Source organism: Marinobacter sp. MBR-105 (assembly GCF_053628895.1).
Genome location: NZ_JBRJHG010000004.1, coordinates 34781 through 51058, shown reverse-complemented (window position 1 = coordinate 51058; position 16278 = coordinate 34781). Strand labels below are relative to the sequence as shown.

Genomic DNA, 16278 nt, shown 5'->3' with positions numbered 1-16278 from the left:
TCGCCTCCACTACAAAGCCGCGCATGCTGGCTGGCGTTGAGGCTGTAGAAAAACCCCGAAATCTCCCTCGGTTTTGATAGCATCAGGCAAACGGACAAGGAGTGGTCAGATGCCTCGCTTCAAGCTTTACAACTACGACCAGGATGCCATGGTCGTGATCAACTACCAGGAACAGCTTCAGCCCGGGACCTTCGAACACGCAGTGCACTACCTGATTGAGCACAAGCTGGACCTGTCGGTATTCCACCCCAAATACCGCAACGAAGACACCGGCCGTCTAGCCTATGATCCGGCCATCCTCCTGAAGATCATTCTGTTCGCCTATTCCAAGGGCATCACCTCCAGCCGCGAGATGCAGTGGTGCTGCGAGACCAACATCATCTTCAAGGCCCTGTCCTGCGACACCGTTCCGCACTTCACCACATTGGCCAAGTTCGTCAGTAGCCACTCGGATGCGATCGAAGAACTGTTCGAGCAGGTACTGCTGGTCTGTCACGACCAGGGCCTGCTGGGCAACGAACTCTTTGCCATCGACGGCTGCAAGATGTCCTCGAACACGGCCAAAGAATGGTCCGGTACTTTCAAGGAACTGGAAGAGAAGCGCGCCAAGCTGCGACGCCTGGTTCGCCATCACCTGAAGGCCCATTACGAACGGGACGAGGCGGAGACCGAAGCCGAACTGGACCGGAACATCCGACGAGCGAAAACCATCCTGTCCCTGGATGAGGCCGCGAAGAAAGTCGACCGCTTCCTAAAGACGAACCGCCCAAGGATGGGCCGGGGGAAACGGAACAAGGAAGTGAAGAGCAACCTCACCGATAACGAAAGCGCCAAAATGACCACCAGCAAGGGCACGATCCAGGGCTATAACGGCGTGGCCACGGTGGACAAGAAACACCAGATCATCATCGACGCCCAGGCCTTTGGCGAAGGCCAGGAACACCACACCCTGCAACCGGTGCTGGAGAGTGTCGAAGCTCGGTTCAGGAAGCTGGGTATCGCCGACAACATTTACCAGCAAGGCACCGTCGTTACGGCCGACACCGGCTTCGCCAATGAAGCCAACATGAAGTACCTGCACGAACGGCAGATCAACGGCTACGTGCCCGATAACAAATTCCGCAGTCGCGACCCGAATGTTAATGGCCAATTAAAGTGACCCACTACTGGCCATTAATTTTGACCCACCCCCGGGTGGCCGTCAGGCCACAGAACCAGCTACTGTCCCCCGCTTTTATTGATGGCCGGGGGCATGTCAGTGAAGGAGTGGGTTGTGATACACAAGATCAAGGCACTGCACGATAACGGTAAAGGATTGTCGATCCGCGCCATCAGTCAGGAACTGGGGCTGTCCCGCAATACCGTCCGCAAGTATCTGCGGATGGATGAGAACGCAATTTCGGAACAGATTGAAGATCCCTCACGCACTAAGCGCCTCGACGATCACCGGGAGTACCTGGTGCATTTGCTCAAGCAATTTCCCAAGCTCAGCGCCGTCAAGATTGCCCGTAAGCTTCAGGCAAAGGTCGGCGACTTACCGGCCTCAGATCGCTCCCTTCGCCGCTATGTGCGAGCGCTCAAGGAGGAAGTGGCCTCGGCCCAGATGCGCTACTACGAACCCATTCTGGACGATGTGCCGGGTGTTCAGTGCCAGGTGGACCCCGGTGAGTTGCGAGGCGTGCTGATCAGTGGCGAAGAACGCACGCTGCATTTTGTGGTGTTCGTGCTGTCTTACTCGCGGTTGATGTACGTGGGTCTGGCCTTCCGGCCGCTGGATACCCAGACCTTTATCCAGCTCCATGACGAAGCCCTGCGTTACTTCGGCGGCCTGCCCGAGGAGTGCGTTTACGATCAGACCAAGCTGGTGGTGATCAACGAGCAGTACCGGGAGCTGAGCCTCAATCAACGGTTCCATGAGTATGCCACCACGGCAGGGTTCCGGATCCATGCCTGCGAAGGCTACGATCCGGAGAGTAAGGGCAAGGTGGAAGCCGGCGTGAAGTACGTCAAGCAGGATTGCCTTTACGGTGAAGTCTTCCGGGATCAGGAACACGTGCGCCAGCACGTGCAGGACTGGGTTGAGAGCGTGGCCAATGTCCGCATCCACGGCACCACCGGCGAACCACCCAGGGAACGCTTCGAACGGGATGAGCGAGAACACCTGGAGGCCTATCTGTCACCAGCTTGCGTGCAGCCGGTGGCCCACGAGACACGTCGGGCCGACAAGACCGGCCTGATCGCCTGGAAGGCCAACAAGTACTCTGTGCCCATGGCCTGGCAGCAGGCCCGGGTGGGCGTTCTGGAGTCCGGCGGCCAACTCCATATCAGCGACCTGAACACAGGCGACGTCATTGCCAGCCATACGCTGTGTTCCGATAAAGGCAAGGTGATCAAGAACACCCATCACTACCGCGATCATGCCGAGCGGGTGGCCACCCTTGAGAGCAAGATCAATGAGATGATCGGTAGCGAAGTCGGGCAACGGTTGTGCCAGCAACTCAAGCGTTCCGAGCCCAAGATCTACAAGGATCAGTTGGTGGCTACCCGTGACCTGCTCAAGCGCTATGCACCCGTGGATCCGGCATTGATCACGACGCTGGCAGAGCGTCGTGGCATGACCGCCACACGGCTGCAAAGCTACCTTGAAGCGGCCCAGGCCGCCGTTCTCCGGGAGCGGCAGCCGGAACCTCTGCCAGAACCCAAGGAAGCACTGGACCTAAGTGCTTACCGCCGTGTTGGCCACTCCAGTGGCCAGGGGGTGACCCATGAGCCAGCTTGAACAGACCGTGTCCCGTTACCGCAGTCTGCGCCTGAGCGCGGCCGCCGACGAACTGACCAGCCTGCTGGCCGAGGCTGAAGCCAACGAGATGTCCTATCTCAGCTTCGCGGACCGGCTTGCCGAACACGAACTGATCCAGCGCCAGGACAAGCGTATCCGTCGGAACCGGAAGATGGCCGCGTTCCCCGTCGAGAAGCGCCTGGAGGGCTTTGACTACCGGCACCAGACCACCATCACCAAACGTCAGGTCAATGCCTTGCTGGACTTCCAGTTCCTCGACGAACGGAACAACCTGGTGTTCATTGGCCCGCCGGGTGTGGGCAAGACCCACCTGGCCATCGGGATCGGCCACAAAGCCGTGGAAGCTGGCTACCGGGTGTTGTTCCGCAATGCCCTGGATCTGGTGGAAGAGCTGGAACTGGCCGAGATGAAGGGTGAGCTGAAAAAGCGGGTCAGCGCCTTGGCCAAATACGATCTACTGATCATTGATGAACTGGGTTACCTGCCCATGACTCGGCAGGCCCGCTATAACCTGTTCCAACTGATCAACAGCCTGTACGAATACCGGTCGATCATACTGACCACCAACAAGGACTTCACCAGCTGGGGCGAGTTCTTCCACGACGACAACGTGGCGGTGCCGATCATTGACCGGGTCATCCACCATTCACACATCTTTATGTTGGGAGGAGAAAGCTATCGACTGAAGCAGAAAGTTACAAGCTAGACTATAAAGGGTGGGTCAATTTTATTGGCCAAAGGTGGGTCAAAATAAATGGCCATTGACACCGAAGTTCCAGAACCAGAAAGACAAATACGGCAAACGCCATCAGAACCAGCCAACCACGGGCCGGAAAGACATCATCCCAGCCCGTGAATTCCAGTTCGATCCGGTGAATCTGACGTGCATCTGCCCGGCAGGCAATGCCATTAGCTACCAAGGCAAACGCAAAGCCGAGAATGGCAAAATCCGGGTGCATTTCGAAGGTCGTTTGCTGCAATGCCGGCACTGCACGAAGAAGCGCCAGTGCATGCAGAATCCGGCGTCCGCCAATCATCGCAAAGGTTCAGGAAGGCAGGTCTCGTTCACCATAGAGAACAAGCGCCTGCCCAACTACACCGACTGGATGAAGCACCGGGTAGACAGTCCGCAAGGCAAAGAGATCTACAGTCACCGGATGTCGGTGGTGGAACCAGTGTTCGGCAACATCGGCACGAACAAGGGCCTGAATCGCTTCAGTTTGCGGGGCAAAAAGAAGGTGCAGGGCCAGTGGCAGCTATACTGCCTGGTGCACAATATTGAGAAGCTGGCGAATTACGGGCGGATGGTGGCGTAATGCCGAGAGTGGAAGTCCCGGACGAGCATCTGCTGGACACCAGCAATACCGGATCCAGGAGCCCCAAAAGGCCGAAGCGGATGGCCGAACATCGAAATCACGGGAATCGGCCAGTTGATGGCCGCGATAAAAATTACAGGAACCAGGCCTTTGGAATGACTCGGAATCGGGTTTTTCTACAGCCTCGTTATGTGGCAGCTCAAAGAGTTGCGGTTGAGGAATTCTGATGAACGATGATGAACTTCTAAGTGCCTTTTCAAAAATTATTGAAGAATCGATTTCAAATCCCGCTATTAGAAGCAAGATCCACCGTGAAATTTCTGAGCAACTGAAAATAAGAGGCTCTTTCCCGGCTAAACACTTTCTGGCAACGATAAGTCAGCATAGCGATACTCAAGCATCAGATGAATCGAAAGCTTTAATTAAAGACATCTTTTACTTCTATGGATAAGTTAGCTTTAGCACATAACAAGCGGCTGTTGTCGGACGCACCTGCGCTGGCGCTCCGGTCCGCCGCAAAGACATGGCGTTATGTTTCTCTCAGAGCAGGCTCAAGTCCAAGGTGATCGACAAAAGGGATAAAGTCGCGATCTAGAAACAGCAGTGGTAGCTCTTTCTCTATGCAGAAGGTCGCGATGATGACGTCGGCAGTTTTTCGGATTGTGATGCCCTTTTTGCGGAGTGCCCGATAATTGTCCGCGCAAACAAGTGCCATGTCTTTGCCAAACATTTCATACTGTTCCAGCGAGAGCAGGCTCTGTTTGGTCTGACGATAGTGTTTGTCGTTGCGGATGCCTTGCAGGATTTCCAGAAATATGAGGTCGCCGATAGCGACGGATCCTTGGACTATTGAGGCATCCAACAGGTCAGTCTGCGGGTTCTTGACTCCGTTGAAATAGTCGATCCAGACGCTGGTATCCACCAGTATCATCCGGCGCTCCGCATTTCATCCAGGTCGCCTTCCCACTTAATTTTGCCACGCAGCTTTCGAATTTCCTGCTGCTTGCTAAGCTGGACCAGAAGTTTCAGGCCTTGCTCAACGGCCTCTTTTTTGGTTTCGTAGCCGGAAGCTTTGAGGGCTTCGGCCATCAGTTGGTCGTCAATGACGATGTTCGTTCTCATATGGCACCTATGTGTATAAATATCTAGCTCTATACACAATCTAGCACTTTGGGGAAAACATAACAATCGGCTGCACAGCGACCGATTTTCCGCCGCTACACGGCTCCAAACCGGCGCGTGAGCCGGGCGTTACCCCTAGTCTGAATATTCGCTTCGCGAACGTCCACATCCCCGGCAAGACTCAACAAAAGCGAACACTCCCCCCGCTGCAATATGAGCCAATTTCCCACTGCTCTGAAAAACCTACGCCCAGTCTGTCTCGATATCAATAATTTGAGCCACACCCCAGATGTCGGCCATGAAATCGCAGATGCTGCTCGATAAAGCTCGAGATAAAGAAGTAGCTGTGGTCGTAGCCCTCCCGGAAATTGAGCTCCAGCGGGTAATTGCTGGTGCTGGCTGCGGCCGCAAGCGCCTCTGGCCGAAGTTGATCAGTCAGAAAGTTATCCGCGTCCCCCTGGTCGACCAGTGCCGGTACGAACTGTGTTGCATCCCGCATCAGCAGGCTGGCGTCGTATTCGGCCCAACGCGAGCTGTCTTTGCCCAGGTAGGCAGTAAAGGCCTTTTTGCCCCATGGGCAGTTTACCGGGTTGCTGATCGGGCTGAAGGCCGACACGGACTGGTACCGCGCCGGGTTGCGCAGAGCCAGAACCAGGGCGCCATGACCACCCATTGAATGGCCCGCAATCGAGCGTTGATTCGTTACCGGGAAAACAGATTCGATCAGTGCAGGCAGCTCATTGAGAGCATAGTCGTACATGCGGTAGTGGGGATGCCATGGGCTTTCGGTCGCGTTTACATAGAAGCCCGCCCCCTGGCCAAGATCGTAGCTTTCATCGTCGGCAACGTGATCGCCCCGGGGGCTGGTATCCGGTGCCACGATGGCCATGCCCAGTTCTGCAGCCGCGCGATGGGCGCCGGCTTTCTGCATGAAGTTTTCGTCTGTGCAGGTGAGGCCGGAAAGCCAGTAAAGCACCGGCACTTTCTGTCCGTTGGCAACCTGCGGTGGCAGGTAGATGGCGAAGCGCATAGCGCAGCCAAGGCTTTCGGACGGATGGCTGTACTGTTTGTGCCAGCCACCAAAACTTTTGTTACTGCTCAGGTTTTCAAGGGTCATTGGACACTCCGTTGCGGGGCGGCCCGCCGAAGTGGCGGGCCGCCCTCACCATCACTTGTCGAAATGGATAACGCTGCGAATGCTCTTGCCTTCGTGCATCAACTCAAAGGCTTCGTTGATGTCATCGAGGCCCATGGTGTGGGTGATGAAATCATTCAGCTTGAACTCCCCTTGCATGTAGCGTTCAACAATGCCGGGTAGCTCGGAACGGCCTTTGACCCCGCCGAAGGCGGATCCTCTCCAGACGCGACCGGTAACGAGCTGGAACGGGCGGGTGGAAATTTCCTGGCCTGCCCCGGCAACGCCAATAATGACCGACTCGCCCCATCCCTTGTGGCAACATTCCAGTGCGGACCGCATGACATCCACGTTGCCGATGCATTCGAAGGAATAATCCACGCCACCGTCAGTCAGTTCAACGATCACTTCCTGAATCGGCTTGTCATAGTCTTTGGGATTGATGCAGTCGGTTGCGCCAAGCTGTTGTGCCAGGTCGAATTTGCTGTCATTGATATCGATGGCAATGATTCGGCTCGCCTTGGCCATGGTCGCGCCAATAATCGCGGAGAGGCCGATGCCGCCGAGCCCGAAGATGGCCACTGTAGCGCCTTCTTCCACTTTGGCGGTGTTCATGACCGCGCCCATGCCGGTGGTTACGCCGCAGCCCAGCAGGCACACTTCTTCCAGCGGGGCTTCCTTGTTGACCTTTGCCAGCGAAATCTCCGGCAGAACGGTGTACTCGGAGAAGGTCGAGCAGCCCATGTAGTGATAGATGGGCTGGCCGTCCTTGTAGAAGCGGCTGGTGCCATCGGGCATCAGCCCCTTGCCCTGGGTTTCGCGGATTTTCCCGCACAGGTTGGTTTTGCCGGACAGGCAGAATTTGCACTCGCCACATTCGGGGGTATACAGGGGAATAACGTGATCGCCGACGGCAACGCTGGTAACGCCTTCACCAATCGCCTCTACAATGCCGCCGCCTTCATGGCCAAGGATGGCTGGAAAGTTGCCCTCGGGATCCTCACCCGAGAGGGTAAACGCATCGGTGTGGCATACACCGGTTGCGATCACTTTTATCCTTACTTCCCCTGCTTTCGGGGGCATCACGTCCACCTCTTCAACCGACAGTGGCTGACCGGGGCCCCAGGCAATTGCTGCTTTTGATTTGATCATCTCAGCCATAATGTTCTCCATTGGTCATTCAGGAAGGGCGGGACGCCCAAACGAAGGCCATATTGTATTTGTGGCCCTCTGATTGATAATCGCTGTTTTTATCAAATCACCTTTACGTGTGTGCAATAATCGGGTGGTGCAAAGCAAAAAGGGAAAACCATGTATCGCTGGGAAGGGGTAAACGAGTTTGTGGCGGTTGCTGAAACCGAGAGTTTCACGCGTGCCGCGAAGCGACTGGACGTGTCGACGGCACAGGTCAGCCGCCAGGTCAGTGCCCTGGAGGCCCGCTTAGCCACCCGGTTGTTCTACCGCACCACACGCCGGGTGTCGGTAACCGAGGCCGGACAGATCTTTTACCAGCACTGCCGGCAGGTACTAGACGCCCTGGAGCAGGCGGAACGCTCTATTACCAACATGCAGCTGGTCCCGCGAGGAAGACTAAGGCTGACTGCCCCGGTGACCTATGGAGAGAAATCCATTGCGCCGCTGGTCAATGACTTCGTTTTGCGATACCCCGAACTCGACGTGGACATGAAGCTTACCAACCAGACACTGGATCTGGTCGCTGAGGGGTACGATCTTGCCGTGCGCATGGGAAAGCTGCAGGATTCGACCTTGATGGCCCGGCGTCTCGCATCCCGAACCCTATACGTGTGTGCCTCGCCGGATTATCTCGCCACGCATGGCACGCCCCACTCGTTGTCCGAACTGGCGAACCACAACTGCCTGCTGGGAAACCTGGATTACTGGCGCTTCCAGGAATTGGGCCAGCCGCGCAACGTGCGGGTAACGGGGAACATCCGTTGCGACAGTGGCAGGGCCCTGCTTGATGCCGCCCTCAAGGGGATTGGCATTGTTCAGCTACCGGATTACTACGTTCAGAGCGCACTGGATTCCAGGCTGTTGATTCCGGTGCTGACTCATTACCAGGAAGACGATGACGGTATCTGGGCGGTGTATCCCCATAACCGTCATCTGTCGCCGAAGATAAGGCTGCTGCTGGATTTTCTTTCGGAATCCCTGAAACCTGGCGGTTCTCCGCTAGACGCAGCAAACGTGGATTATTAGGCAATGAACCGATGGGGTTGTGTATTGAAAGAACGGCGCTTTGCGACCGTAGCTCCCGTCTGAACCTCCGCAAGCCAGCCTGAATTGCCAAGGGTGTCAGTAGCACCGACCAAGCTGTAGGCCACACCTCAGCGCCAACGGTCGGCCAAACTGTGGGTTCAAGAACACTTTTGTTATACTCGCCGGATTCGACAATAAACCGGGTCATGGAATGGGCCGAACACGATGATGACCAAAAAGGATCTTCCCCTCCGTCAGTTGCTGAAGCTGCGCAATTCCTGGATAGCCTGGGTGGTATTCCTGGTGTCTGTGGTTGCGACGGTATTGCTTTGGCAGGTCTCCATCCGGCTGGTTGAAGATCGCACCGAGGCCCGATTCCGCACTCAGTCCCTGCAGCTTAAAACCGCGATTGAAGAACGCTTGCTCAATTACGAACAGGTTCTTGCCGGCAGTGCCGGTCTGTTTGCTGTCACCGGTAAAGTCACACGCGATCAGTGGAAAGAGTACGTCGACAACGTCGATATCAATCGTTATTACCCTGGCATTGAGGGTATCGGCTACGTGGAGCGTATTGGTGTCCGCGAAATGGCCGATCACATTGCCTCGGTTCGGGCGGAGGGGCTTTACAATTATCTGGTCAAGCCGCTGGGTACCGGGCCCTACTACTATCCCATGGTTTATCTGGAGCCGGGCACCGAGCGTAATCGCAAGGCGCTGGGTTATGACGCTTTCAGTGACCCCATCCACCGCACCGCCATGGAGCAGGCCCGGGATGACGCTATCCCGACGGTCACCGGCAAGGTTGTGCTGGTGCAGGAGTCGGTTGCCGAGGACCAGGCCGGTTTTCTGATGTACTACCCGGTGTTCCAGGGCGGCGAGATTCCGGAGATCCGGGCCGAGCGCCGCATGATGCTGGCCGGGTACGTGTTCAGTGCCTTCCGGATGAACAACCTGATCGACGGTATTGTTGGCCTGATATCGCCATTTCTGGATGTGCGCATTTACGACAGCGGGGTGGTGGCACGAGATACCCTGATGTATGGCTCCAATCTCGGTTCGCTGGACAACGAATTCAGCTTTGAAATGAGCCAGACCATCAGACACGGTGGCCGGGAATGGCTGCTGCAGACCCGTTCCACGCCGGCGTTTGATTATCTCGCCGCCGATCCACGGCCTCCTATTGTTCTCGGCTCTGGCCTGGCCATCAGTTTGCTGCTCTGGCTGTTCGTGCTGGCCCTGATTCGTTCCCGGCTGATTGCCCAGGTCAGCGCTGGCCGTTATCGCGCCATCACTGAGGGTGCAGCCAACGTCACCCTGGTCATGGATCGTCGTGGGCGCCCGCTCTATGCCAGCCCTTCCAGTCGTGACATCCTGGGATTCGATCCGGACAAGGTGGAAGCCCTGGAATTCGAGAAGCTGGTGCACATGGATGACTGGTCGCACCTGCAAAGAGGCTTTGAAGAGTCCATGGCCTCCCCGGGCAAACAGATGCCAGTGGTGCGTGCCCGGGTGCGCGATGCCGATGGCCAATGGCGTGATATGGAAGGCACCTTCACCGCGATGCTCTCGGTGCCTGGCGTCAACGGTGTGGTTCTGAGCCTTCGCGATCTTACCCAGCTCAAGGCGGCTCAGTCCGAACTGCACCGGCTGGCGTTCTACGATCCACTGACCGGGCTCGCCAACCGGCAGCTGTTCCGGGATCGGTTGAATCACGTGGTTCGTCGCAGTCGCCGAAGTGGCGAGGCGGCAGCCCTGATGTTCCTTGATCTGGACGGTTTCAAGCGCATCAACGATACCCTGGGGCACGATGCCGGTGACGAACTTCTGCGTCAGGTCGCGCAATGGCTGGAAGGCTGTGTCCGTGAGGAAGATTCTGTGGCCCGGCTCGGTGGCGACGAATTTGTGGTGTTGTTGTCCCGGATCAGCGGCTCTGAAGCCGCCGGCAAAGTGGCGGAAAACATTTTGCGGCGCCTGTGCCAGCGCATTCGACTGAACGACCATGAGGTAGGTGTGACCGTCAGCATCGGTATCACCATGATCCCTCACGATAGCGAAGATGCCGGGGCGTTGATGAAATATGCCGACCTGGCTATGTACCGCGCCAAGGAACTGGGGCGCAACACGTATCAGTTCTTCACGCCGGCCATGAACATCCAGGCCGCCCGTCGCTTGCTGCAGCAGGAAGAGCTGGCCACGGCACTCGATGGCGACCGGTTTGTTCTGCACTACCAGCCAAAAGTGGATCTGGCCACTCAGCGGGTGATCGGTGTGGAGGCTTTCCTGCGCTGGCATCATCCGGAAAAAGGCCTGGTCTCGGCCCAGCAGTTCATCACTCTGGCGGAAGAAACCGGGTTGATTATCCGCCTGGGCGAGCTGGCGCTGCGGCAAGCCTGTATCCAGGTCCAGGCACTTGAACGGGCCGGGTTCGAGTCGCTGAAGATGGCGGTGAACTTCTCGGTGCGGCAGCTGACGGACTCCGGCTTCCTGGACATGATCCGGCGGGTGATTACCGAGACGGGCGTTTCTCCCGAGCGGCTGGAGCTGGAAATGCCGGCGGAGTTGCTCAATGAAGATCCGAGAATGCTGCGGGAACTGCTGGTGTCGCTGAACGACCTGGGCGTGTGCCTGATTCTGGATGATTTCGGTACCGGCTCCTGCTCACTGGTGGCGCTGCAGCAGTTGCCGCTGGATGTGATCAAGATAGATCATCGCTTCATTCGCGACATTCCCTACAACGTCAGTGCCACCGATGTGGCGTCGGCGGTGATCGCCCTGGCTCACAAGCTGCACCTGACGGTGGTGGCGGAAGGGGTGGAAACGCTACAGCAGCTGACGTTCCTGAAATCCGCCGGTTGCGCCCAGTGCCAGGGCAATCTGTTCAGCTATCCGCTGGACGAAGATGCCCTGATCGGATTCCTGATCCGGCAGTACGAGAAGCCGCTTATTTCCTGATCATGGCAATGGCGGCCTGTAACCGGTAAAATCACGCCGTTCCCGGATCCCGGTAGCGGCCCCTCCGGGCTCAATCCTACGTCTTATATGAGTAATCATTGTCTGTGACTGAACTGAGCCGAATCCGTAACTTTTCCATTATTGCCCACATCGACCACGGTAAATCCACGCTGGCGGATCGTTTTATCCAGATCTGCGGTGGCCTGACAGACCGTGAAATGGCCGAACAGGTCCTGGACTCCATGGATCTGGAGCGGGAACGCGGGATCACCATCAAGGCCCAGAGCGTCACGCTCAACTACAAGGCAAAGGATGGGGAAACCTACAAACTGAATTTCATCGATACCCCGGGCCACGTGGATTTCTCCTACGAGGTGTCCCGCTCACTGTACGCCTGTGAAGGGGCGCTGCTGGTAGTAGATGCCGGTCAGGGTGTGGAAGCCCAGTCGGTGGCCAACTGCTACACCGCTATCGAACAAGGCCTTGAAGTGGTGCCGGTCCTGAACAAGATGGATTTGCCCCAGGCCGAGCCCGAGCGGGTTGCGGCGGAGATTGAAGACATTATCGGCATTGACGCTTCCGATGCCGTGCGCTGCAGTGCAAAAAGCGGACTGGGTGTTGAGGATGTACTCGAGGATCTGATCAAAAAGATTCCGCCCCCCAAGGGTGATCGCAGCGCGCCGTTGCAGGCACTGATTATTGATTCCTGGTTTGATAACTACCTGGGCGTGGTGTCACTGGTTCGGGTGACCGAAGGTGTACTGCGTAAAGGCGACAAGATCGTTATCAAGTCCACCAAGAAAGCCTGGAACGCCGACAAGGTCGGTGTCTTCAATCCCAAGCCCACCGACACTGATGTGCTTGAAGCGGGTGACGTCGGTTTTGTTGTTGCGGGGATCAAAGACATCCACGGTGCGCCGGTGGGTGACACCATCGTGCACCAGAAGTTTGCGGAAGAAACCCCGATGCTGCCGGGGTTCAAGAAGGTGAAACCCCAGGTATACGCCGGTCTGTTCCCGGTCAGCGCCGACGATTATGACGATTTCCGGGATGCCCTGGAAAAGCTCACCCTCAACGACGCCTCGTTGTTCTTTGAGCCCGAGAACTCGGATGCTCTGGGCTTCGGTTTCCGCTGTGGTTTCCTGGGCATGCTGCACATGGAGATCATCCAGGAACGGCTGGAGAGAGAGTACGACCTGGATCTGATTACTACGGCGCCGACGGTAATCTATGAAGTGGTCACCAAGCAGGGTGAGACTCTGTCGGTGGACAACCCTTCAAGGCTTCCGGATATTGGTTCCATCGAAGAAATGCGTGAGCCCATTGTCGAGGCCAACATCCTGGTACCCCAGGAGCACCTCGGTAATGTCATTGCCCTGTGTGAAGAAAAGCGCGGTGTGCAGAAGAACATGCACTTCATGTCCACACAGGTACAGCTCACCTACGAGCTGCCGATGGCGGAAGTGGTGATGGACTTCTTTGACCGGATCAAATCGGCCAGCCGTGGCTTTGCGTCACTGGATTACCACTTTGTCCGTTTCCAGAGTGCCAACCTGGTTCGCCTGGATGTGCTGATCAACGGGGATCGTGTCGACGCCCTGGCGCTGATTGTGCACCGGGATCTGTCCCACCGCAAAGGGCGCCAGTTGATCGAGAAGATGAAAGAGCTGATCCCGCGTCAGATGTTTGATATTGCCATTCAGGCTGCCATTGGTACCCAGGTGGTCTCCCGGGTAACGGTCAAGGCCCTGCGCAAGAACGTAACGGCGAAGTGTTACGGTGGCGACGTCAGCCGTAAAAAGAAACTGCTTCAGAAGCAGAAGGAAGGTAAAAAACGCATGAAGCAGCTGGGTAATGTCGAGGTGCCTCAGGAAGCGTTTCTTGCTGTATTGAAAGTGGATAACTAAAAAGGCACCTGGATGGACATCGATTTTCCACTGGTACTGGTGGTTCTGACCTTCGTGACCGGAGCGGTCTGGCTGGCGGACATCGCGATCCTGAGAAAGCGTCGGCTTGCCGGCGCAGAGCAGGGTGGCCAGGTAGACGAATCAGCCGATGAGTTCGAGGACCGGGAACCCTGGCTGGTGGATATCAGCCGCTCATTTTTCCCCGTGCTGGCGGTAGTCCTGGTGCTTCGGTCGTTCCTGATCGAGCCGTTCCAGATCCCCTCAGGCTCCATGTTACCGACCCTCGAAGTGGGGGATTTTATTCTGGTCAACAAGTACGCCTATGGCCTGCGCCTGCCGGTGGCCGGTACCAAGATTGTTGAGATCGGCGATCCGGAGCGGGGTGATGTCATGGTGTTCCGTTATCCTGAGGATGGCAGCACCAATTACATCAAGCGGGTGGTCGGCCTGCCGGGCGATCATATTCGTTACCGCAACAAGCAACTGTTCATCAATGATGAGCCGGTTCCCCGGGATTTCGTTGCGCGCTTGCCCCCCATGGAACGCTGGCGGGAACAGTTGGGTGAGGTTGAACATGATCTGTACCTGACCATGGGGCGGGTGAGCGGTTCCGGTGAGGGAGAATGGGTTGTTCCTGAAGGCCATTACTTTGTCATGGGCGATAACCGCGACAACAGTAACGACAGCCGTTTCTGGGGCACGGTGCCGGATGAGATGGTGGTGGGCAAGGCCTTTGCCATCTGGATGCACTGGAAATCACTGACAAGTCTGCCATCTTTTGATCGGGTGGGTGGCATCCAATAATTCTGATGGTTCCGGAGTATAAGACGATGAGAAGACACTATCCCGCAGGCCTGAACACGCAGCAGGGCGGCGCTTTGACGATGATGATCATGGCTCTGTTCTTTGGTGGCCTGCTGACTCTGGCGATCAAGATCGGGCCGGCCTACCTGGATGACTTTACCATCCAGGAAGCTCTGGAAAGCCTGGATGGTACCGACGGCCTGTCACAGATGGGTCCGGCACAGGTGCGCAGCCTGATTAACAAGCGCCTGAGTGTGAATAACGTTGACGGTTTTGATCCAAAGAACATCTCCGTTGAAAAAAATGGCGAACTGGTCGTAATCAAGGTGGATTACGAGGTTCGCAATAACATCTTCCGGAACGTGGACACCGTTGTGCACTTCCAGCACGAGTATGAGTTTCAGGGCCAGTGAGTTCACAACCAGACCTAGACCAACTTCAGCGCCGCATTGGCTACCAGTTCAAGGAACCGGAGCGGCTTCTGCTGGCGCTAACCCATCGCAGTTTTGGCAACCAGAATAACGAACGTCTTGAGTTTCTGGGCGATTCTATCGTGAACATGGTGATCGCCGAGTATCTGTATCTTCATTTCGAGAAGGCCCGGGAAGGGCAGTTGAGCCGGCTTCGGGCCCGTATGGTCAAGGGGGTTACCCTCGCGGAGATCGGTCGTGAATTTCAGTTGGGCCAGTATCTGAGGCTCGGTTCGGGAGAGCTGAAAAGTGGTGGCTTCCGCCGTGAGTCCATTCTCGCCGATGCCGTGGAATCCATTATCGGGGCCATTTATCTGGACAGTGACTTTCATACCTGTCGGGCTCAGGTGTTACGCTGGTTTGAACAGCGCTTGGCAAACCTGGATATTCAGGACACCCAGAAAGATCCGAAAACCCGGTTGCAGGAGTACCTGCAGTCCAGGCAATTTCCGTTGCCGCGCTATGAAGTGATTTCCGTTGACGGCGAGGCCCACAACCAGACTTTTCATGTCTCCTGCGCCTTGCCCTCGCTGGACCGTAAAACCACCGGCACTGGCAGTAGTCGACGTGTTGCTGAACAGCAGGCCGCCCGAAATGCACTCAAGCAACTGGGTGTGGAGAATTCCTGATGACTGATATTACCCGCCCGGAAAACCCGGAAAGCCGTTGTGGTTTTGTCGCCATTGTCGGCCGGCCGAATGTGGGCAAGTCCACACTGCTCAATCACATCCTTGGCCAGAAGCTGAGCATCACCTCACGTAAGCCGCAGACCACCCGGCATCAGGTGCTCGGTATCAAAACTGAAGGCCCGGTACAGGCCATTTATGTGGATACACCGGGCATGCATGAGGATGAGCCCCGGGCGCTGAACCGCTATATGAACAAGGCGGCGGCGTCCGCCCTGATCGACGTGGATGTGGTGGTATTTGTTGTCGATCAACTGGCGTGGACCAGTGCTGATGAAATGGTGCTGGAGAAGCTGAGCAGGGTGAAGTGCCCGGTTATCCTGGCGGTCAACAAGGTCGACAAGCTGGATAAGCGGGAGCTGTTGCTGCCCCATCTGGAGACTCTGTCGAAAAAGCGGGAGTTTGCCGAGATCATTCCGCTTTCGGCACTGAAAGAGACCAACCTGGAACCACTGGAATCGGCTGTTGGCCGCTTTCTGCCCCAGAGTGTTCACTTTTACCCGGATGATCAGATTACCGATCGCAGTGAACGCTTTATGGCGGCCGAAATGGTGCGGGAGAAAATCACTCGCCAGCTCGGCGCTGAATTGCCGTATTCCGTAGCGGTGGAGATTGAAGAGTTCAAGCACCAGGGCAAAACCCTGCATGTTTCGGCACTGATTCTGGTCGAACGGGAAGGCCAGAAGAAAATCATCATTGGCGACAAAGGCGAGCGCCTGCGCAGTATCGGTCAGGAAGCCCGGGTGGATATGGAGCGAATGTTCGGGTCCAAGGTAATGCTCCGGCTCTGGGTCAAGGTCAAGCGAGGCTGGGCTGACAGCGACAGGGCTCTGAAAAGCCTGGGCATGAGCGATTTCTGAGGCCGC

At 56.6% G+C, this 16278-nt stretch carries 14 protein-coding genes and 2 pseudogenes; 12 read left to right on the top strand and 4 right to left on the bottom strand.

The window, feature by feature from the left end:
- Positions 1–109: 109 nt before the first annotated feature.
- The 5 genes and pseudogenes from ACSSVV_RS06215 to ACSSVV_RS06195 all read left to right on the top strand — a co-directional run.
- Positions 110–1150 (top strand): annotated as a pseudogene (locus ACSSVV_RS06215) (transposase); the annotation flags it as partial.
- 123 nt (positions 1151–1273) lie between these two features.
- Positions 1274–2779 (top strand): IS21 family transposase, encoded by a 1506-nt coding sequence (gene istA, locus ACSSVV_RS06210; protein ID WP_023010647.1) that lies wholly within the window; start codon positions 1274–1276, stop codon positions 2777–2779.
- On the top strand, positions 2766–3506 hold the full coding sequence (gene istB, locus ACSSVV_RS06205) for an IS21-like element helper ATPase IstB (protein WP_023010646.1): 741 nt from the start codon (positions 2766–2768) through the stop codon (positions 3504–3506). Before istA ends, istB begins: the two co-directional genes overlap by 14 nt.
- Before the next feature lie 61 nt (positions 3507–3567).
- A pseudogene (locus ACSSVV_RS06200) lies at positions 3568–4116 on the top strand (transposase); the annotation flags it as partial.
- A 226-nt stretch (positions 4117–4342) separates the two neighbouring features.
- Positions 4343–4567, top strand: a complete 225-nt coding sequence (locus ACSSVV_RS06195; protein ID WP_454105741.1) for a hypothetical protein — start codon at positions 4343–4345, stop codon at positions 4565–4567.
- Positions 4568–4645: 78 nt separating this feature from the next.
- Here ACSSVV_RS06195 and vapC read toward each other — a convergent pair whose 3' ends face one another.
- The 4 genes from vapC to ACSSVV_RS06175 form a co-directional block, all read right to left on the bottom strand.
- On the bottom strand, positions 4646–5047 hold the full coding sequence (gene vapC, locus ACSSVV_RS06190; protein WP_011785721.1) for a type II toxin-antitoxin system VapC family toxin: 402 nt from the start codon (positions 5045–5047) through the stop codon (positions 4646–4648).
- The gene (locus ACSSVV_RS06185) at positions 5044–5238 is read right to left on the bottom strand and encodes a type II toxin-antitoxin system VapB family antitoxin (protein ID WP_011785720.1); all 195 of its coding nucleotides are present in this window, start codon (positions 5236–5238) and stop codon (positions 5044–5046) included. The genes vapC and ACSSVV_RS06185 overlap by 4 nt, the downstream gene beginning before the upstream one ends.
- 265 nt (positions 5239–5503) lie before the next feature.
- Positions 5504–6355, bottom strand: coding sequence for an S-formylglutathione hydrolase (fghA, locus tag ACSSVV_RS06180; protein WP_011785719.1), 852 nt, complete (start codon positions 6353–6355; stop codon positions 5504–5506).
- A gap of 51 nt (positions 6356–6406) precedes the next feature.
- Positions 6407–7525 carry an S-(hydroxymethyl)glutathione dehydrogenase/class III alcohol dehydrogenase gene (locus ACSSVV_RS06175; RefSeq protein ID WP_227499515.1) on the bottom strand — a complete coding sequence of 373 codons (1119 nt, stop codon included), beginning with the start codon at positions 7523–7525 and terminating at the stop codon, positions 6407–6409.
- A 159-nt stretch (positions 7526–7684) separates the two neighbouring features.
- Here ACSSVV_RS06175 and ACSSVV_RS06170 point away from each other — a divergent pair, with 159 nt between their 5' ends.
- From ACSSVV_RS06170 to era, 7 genes are all read left to right on the top strand, one after another.
- Entirely contained in the window at positions 7685–8593 is a 909-nt protein-coding gene (locus tag ACSSVV_RS06170; RefSeq protein ID WP_022990898.1) for a LysR substrate-binding domain-containing protein, read from the top strand.
- A gap of 225 nt (positions 8594–8818) precedes the next feature.
- Positions 8819–11545, top strand: coding sequence for a bifunctional diguanylate cyclase/phosphodiesterase (locus ACSSVV_RS06165; protein ID WP_011785716.1), 2727 nt, complete (start codon positions 8819–8821; stop codon positions 11543–11545).
- Positions 11546–11649: 104 nt separating this feature from the next.
- Complete coding sequence (gene lepA, locus ACSSVV_RS06160; RefSeq protein ID WP_011785715.1) at positions 11650–13452, top strand: translation elongation factor 4; 1803 nt, start codon at positions 11650–11652, stop codon at positions 13450–13452.
- 12 nt (positions 13453–13464) lie between these two features.
- Positions 13465–14256 (top strand): signal peptidase I, encoded by a 792-nt coding sequence (lepB, locus tag ACSSVV_RS06155; RefSeq protein WP_023010887.1) that lies wholly within the window; start codon positions 13465–13467, stop codon positions 14254–14256.
- Positions 14257–14282: 26 nt separating this feature from the next.
- Positions 14283–14669 (top strand): DUF4845 domain-containing protein, encoded by a 387-nt coding sequence (locus tag ACSSVV_RS06150; RefSeq protein WP_023007925.1) that lies wholly within the window; start codon positions 14283–14285, stop codon positions 14667–14669.
- Positions 14666–15355, top strand: coding sequence for a ribonuclease III (gene rnc / locus ACSSVV_RS06145; RefSeq protein WP_011785712.1), 690 nt, complete (start codon positions 14666–14668; stop codon positions 15353–15355). The genes ACSSVV_RS06150 and rnc overlap by 4 nt, the downstream gene beginning before the upstream one ends.
- Positions 15355–16272: a GTPase Era gene (era, locus tag ACSSVV_RS06140; protein WP_454105740.1), complete on the top strand. Its 918-nt coding sequence runs from the start codon at positions 15355–15357 to the stop codon at positions 16270–16272. The genes rnc and era overlap by 1 nt, the downstream gene beginning before the upstream one ends.
- Positions 16273–16278: the final 6 nt, after the last annotated feature.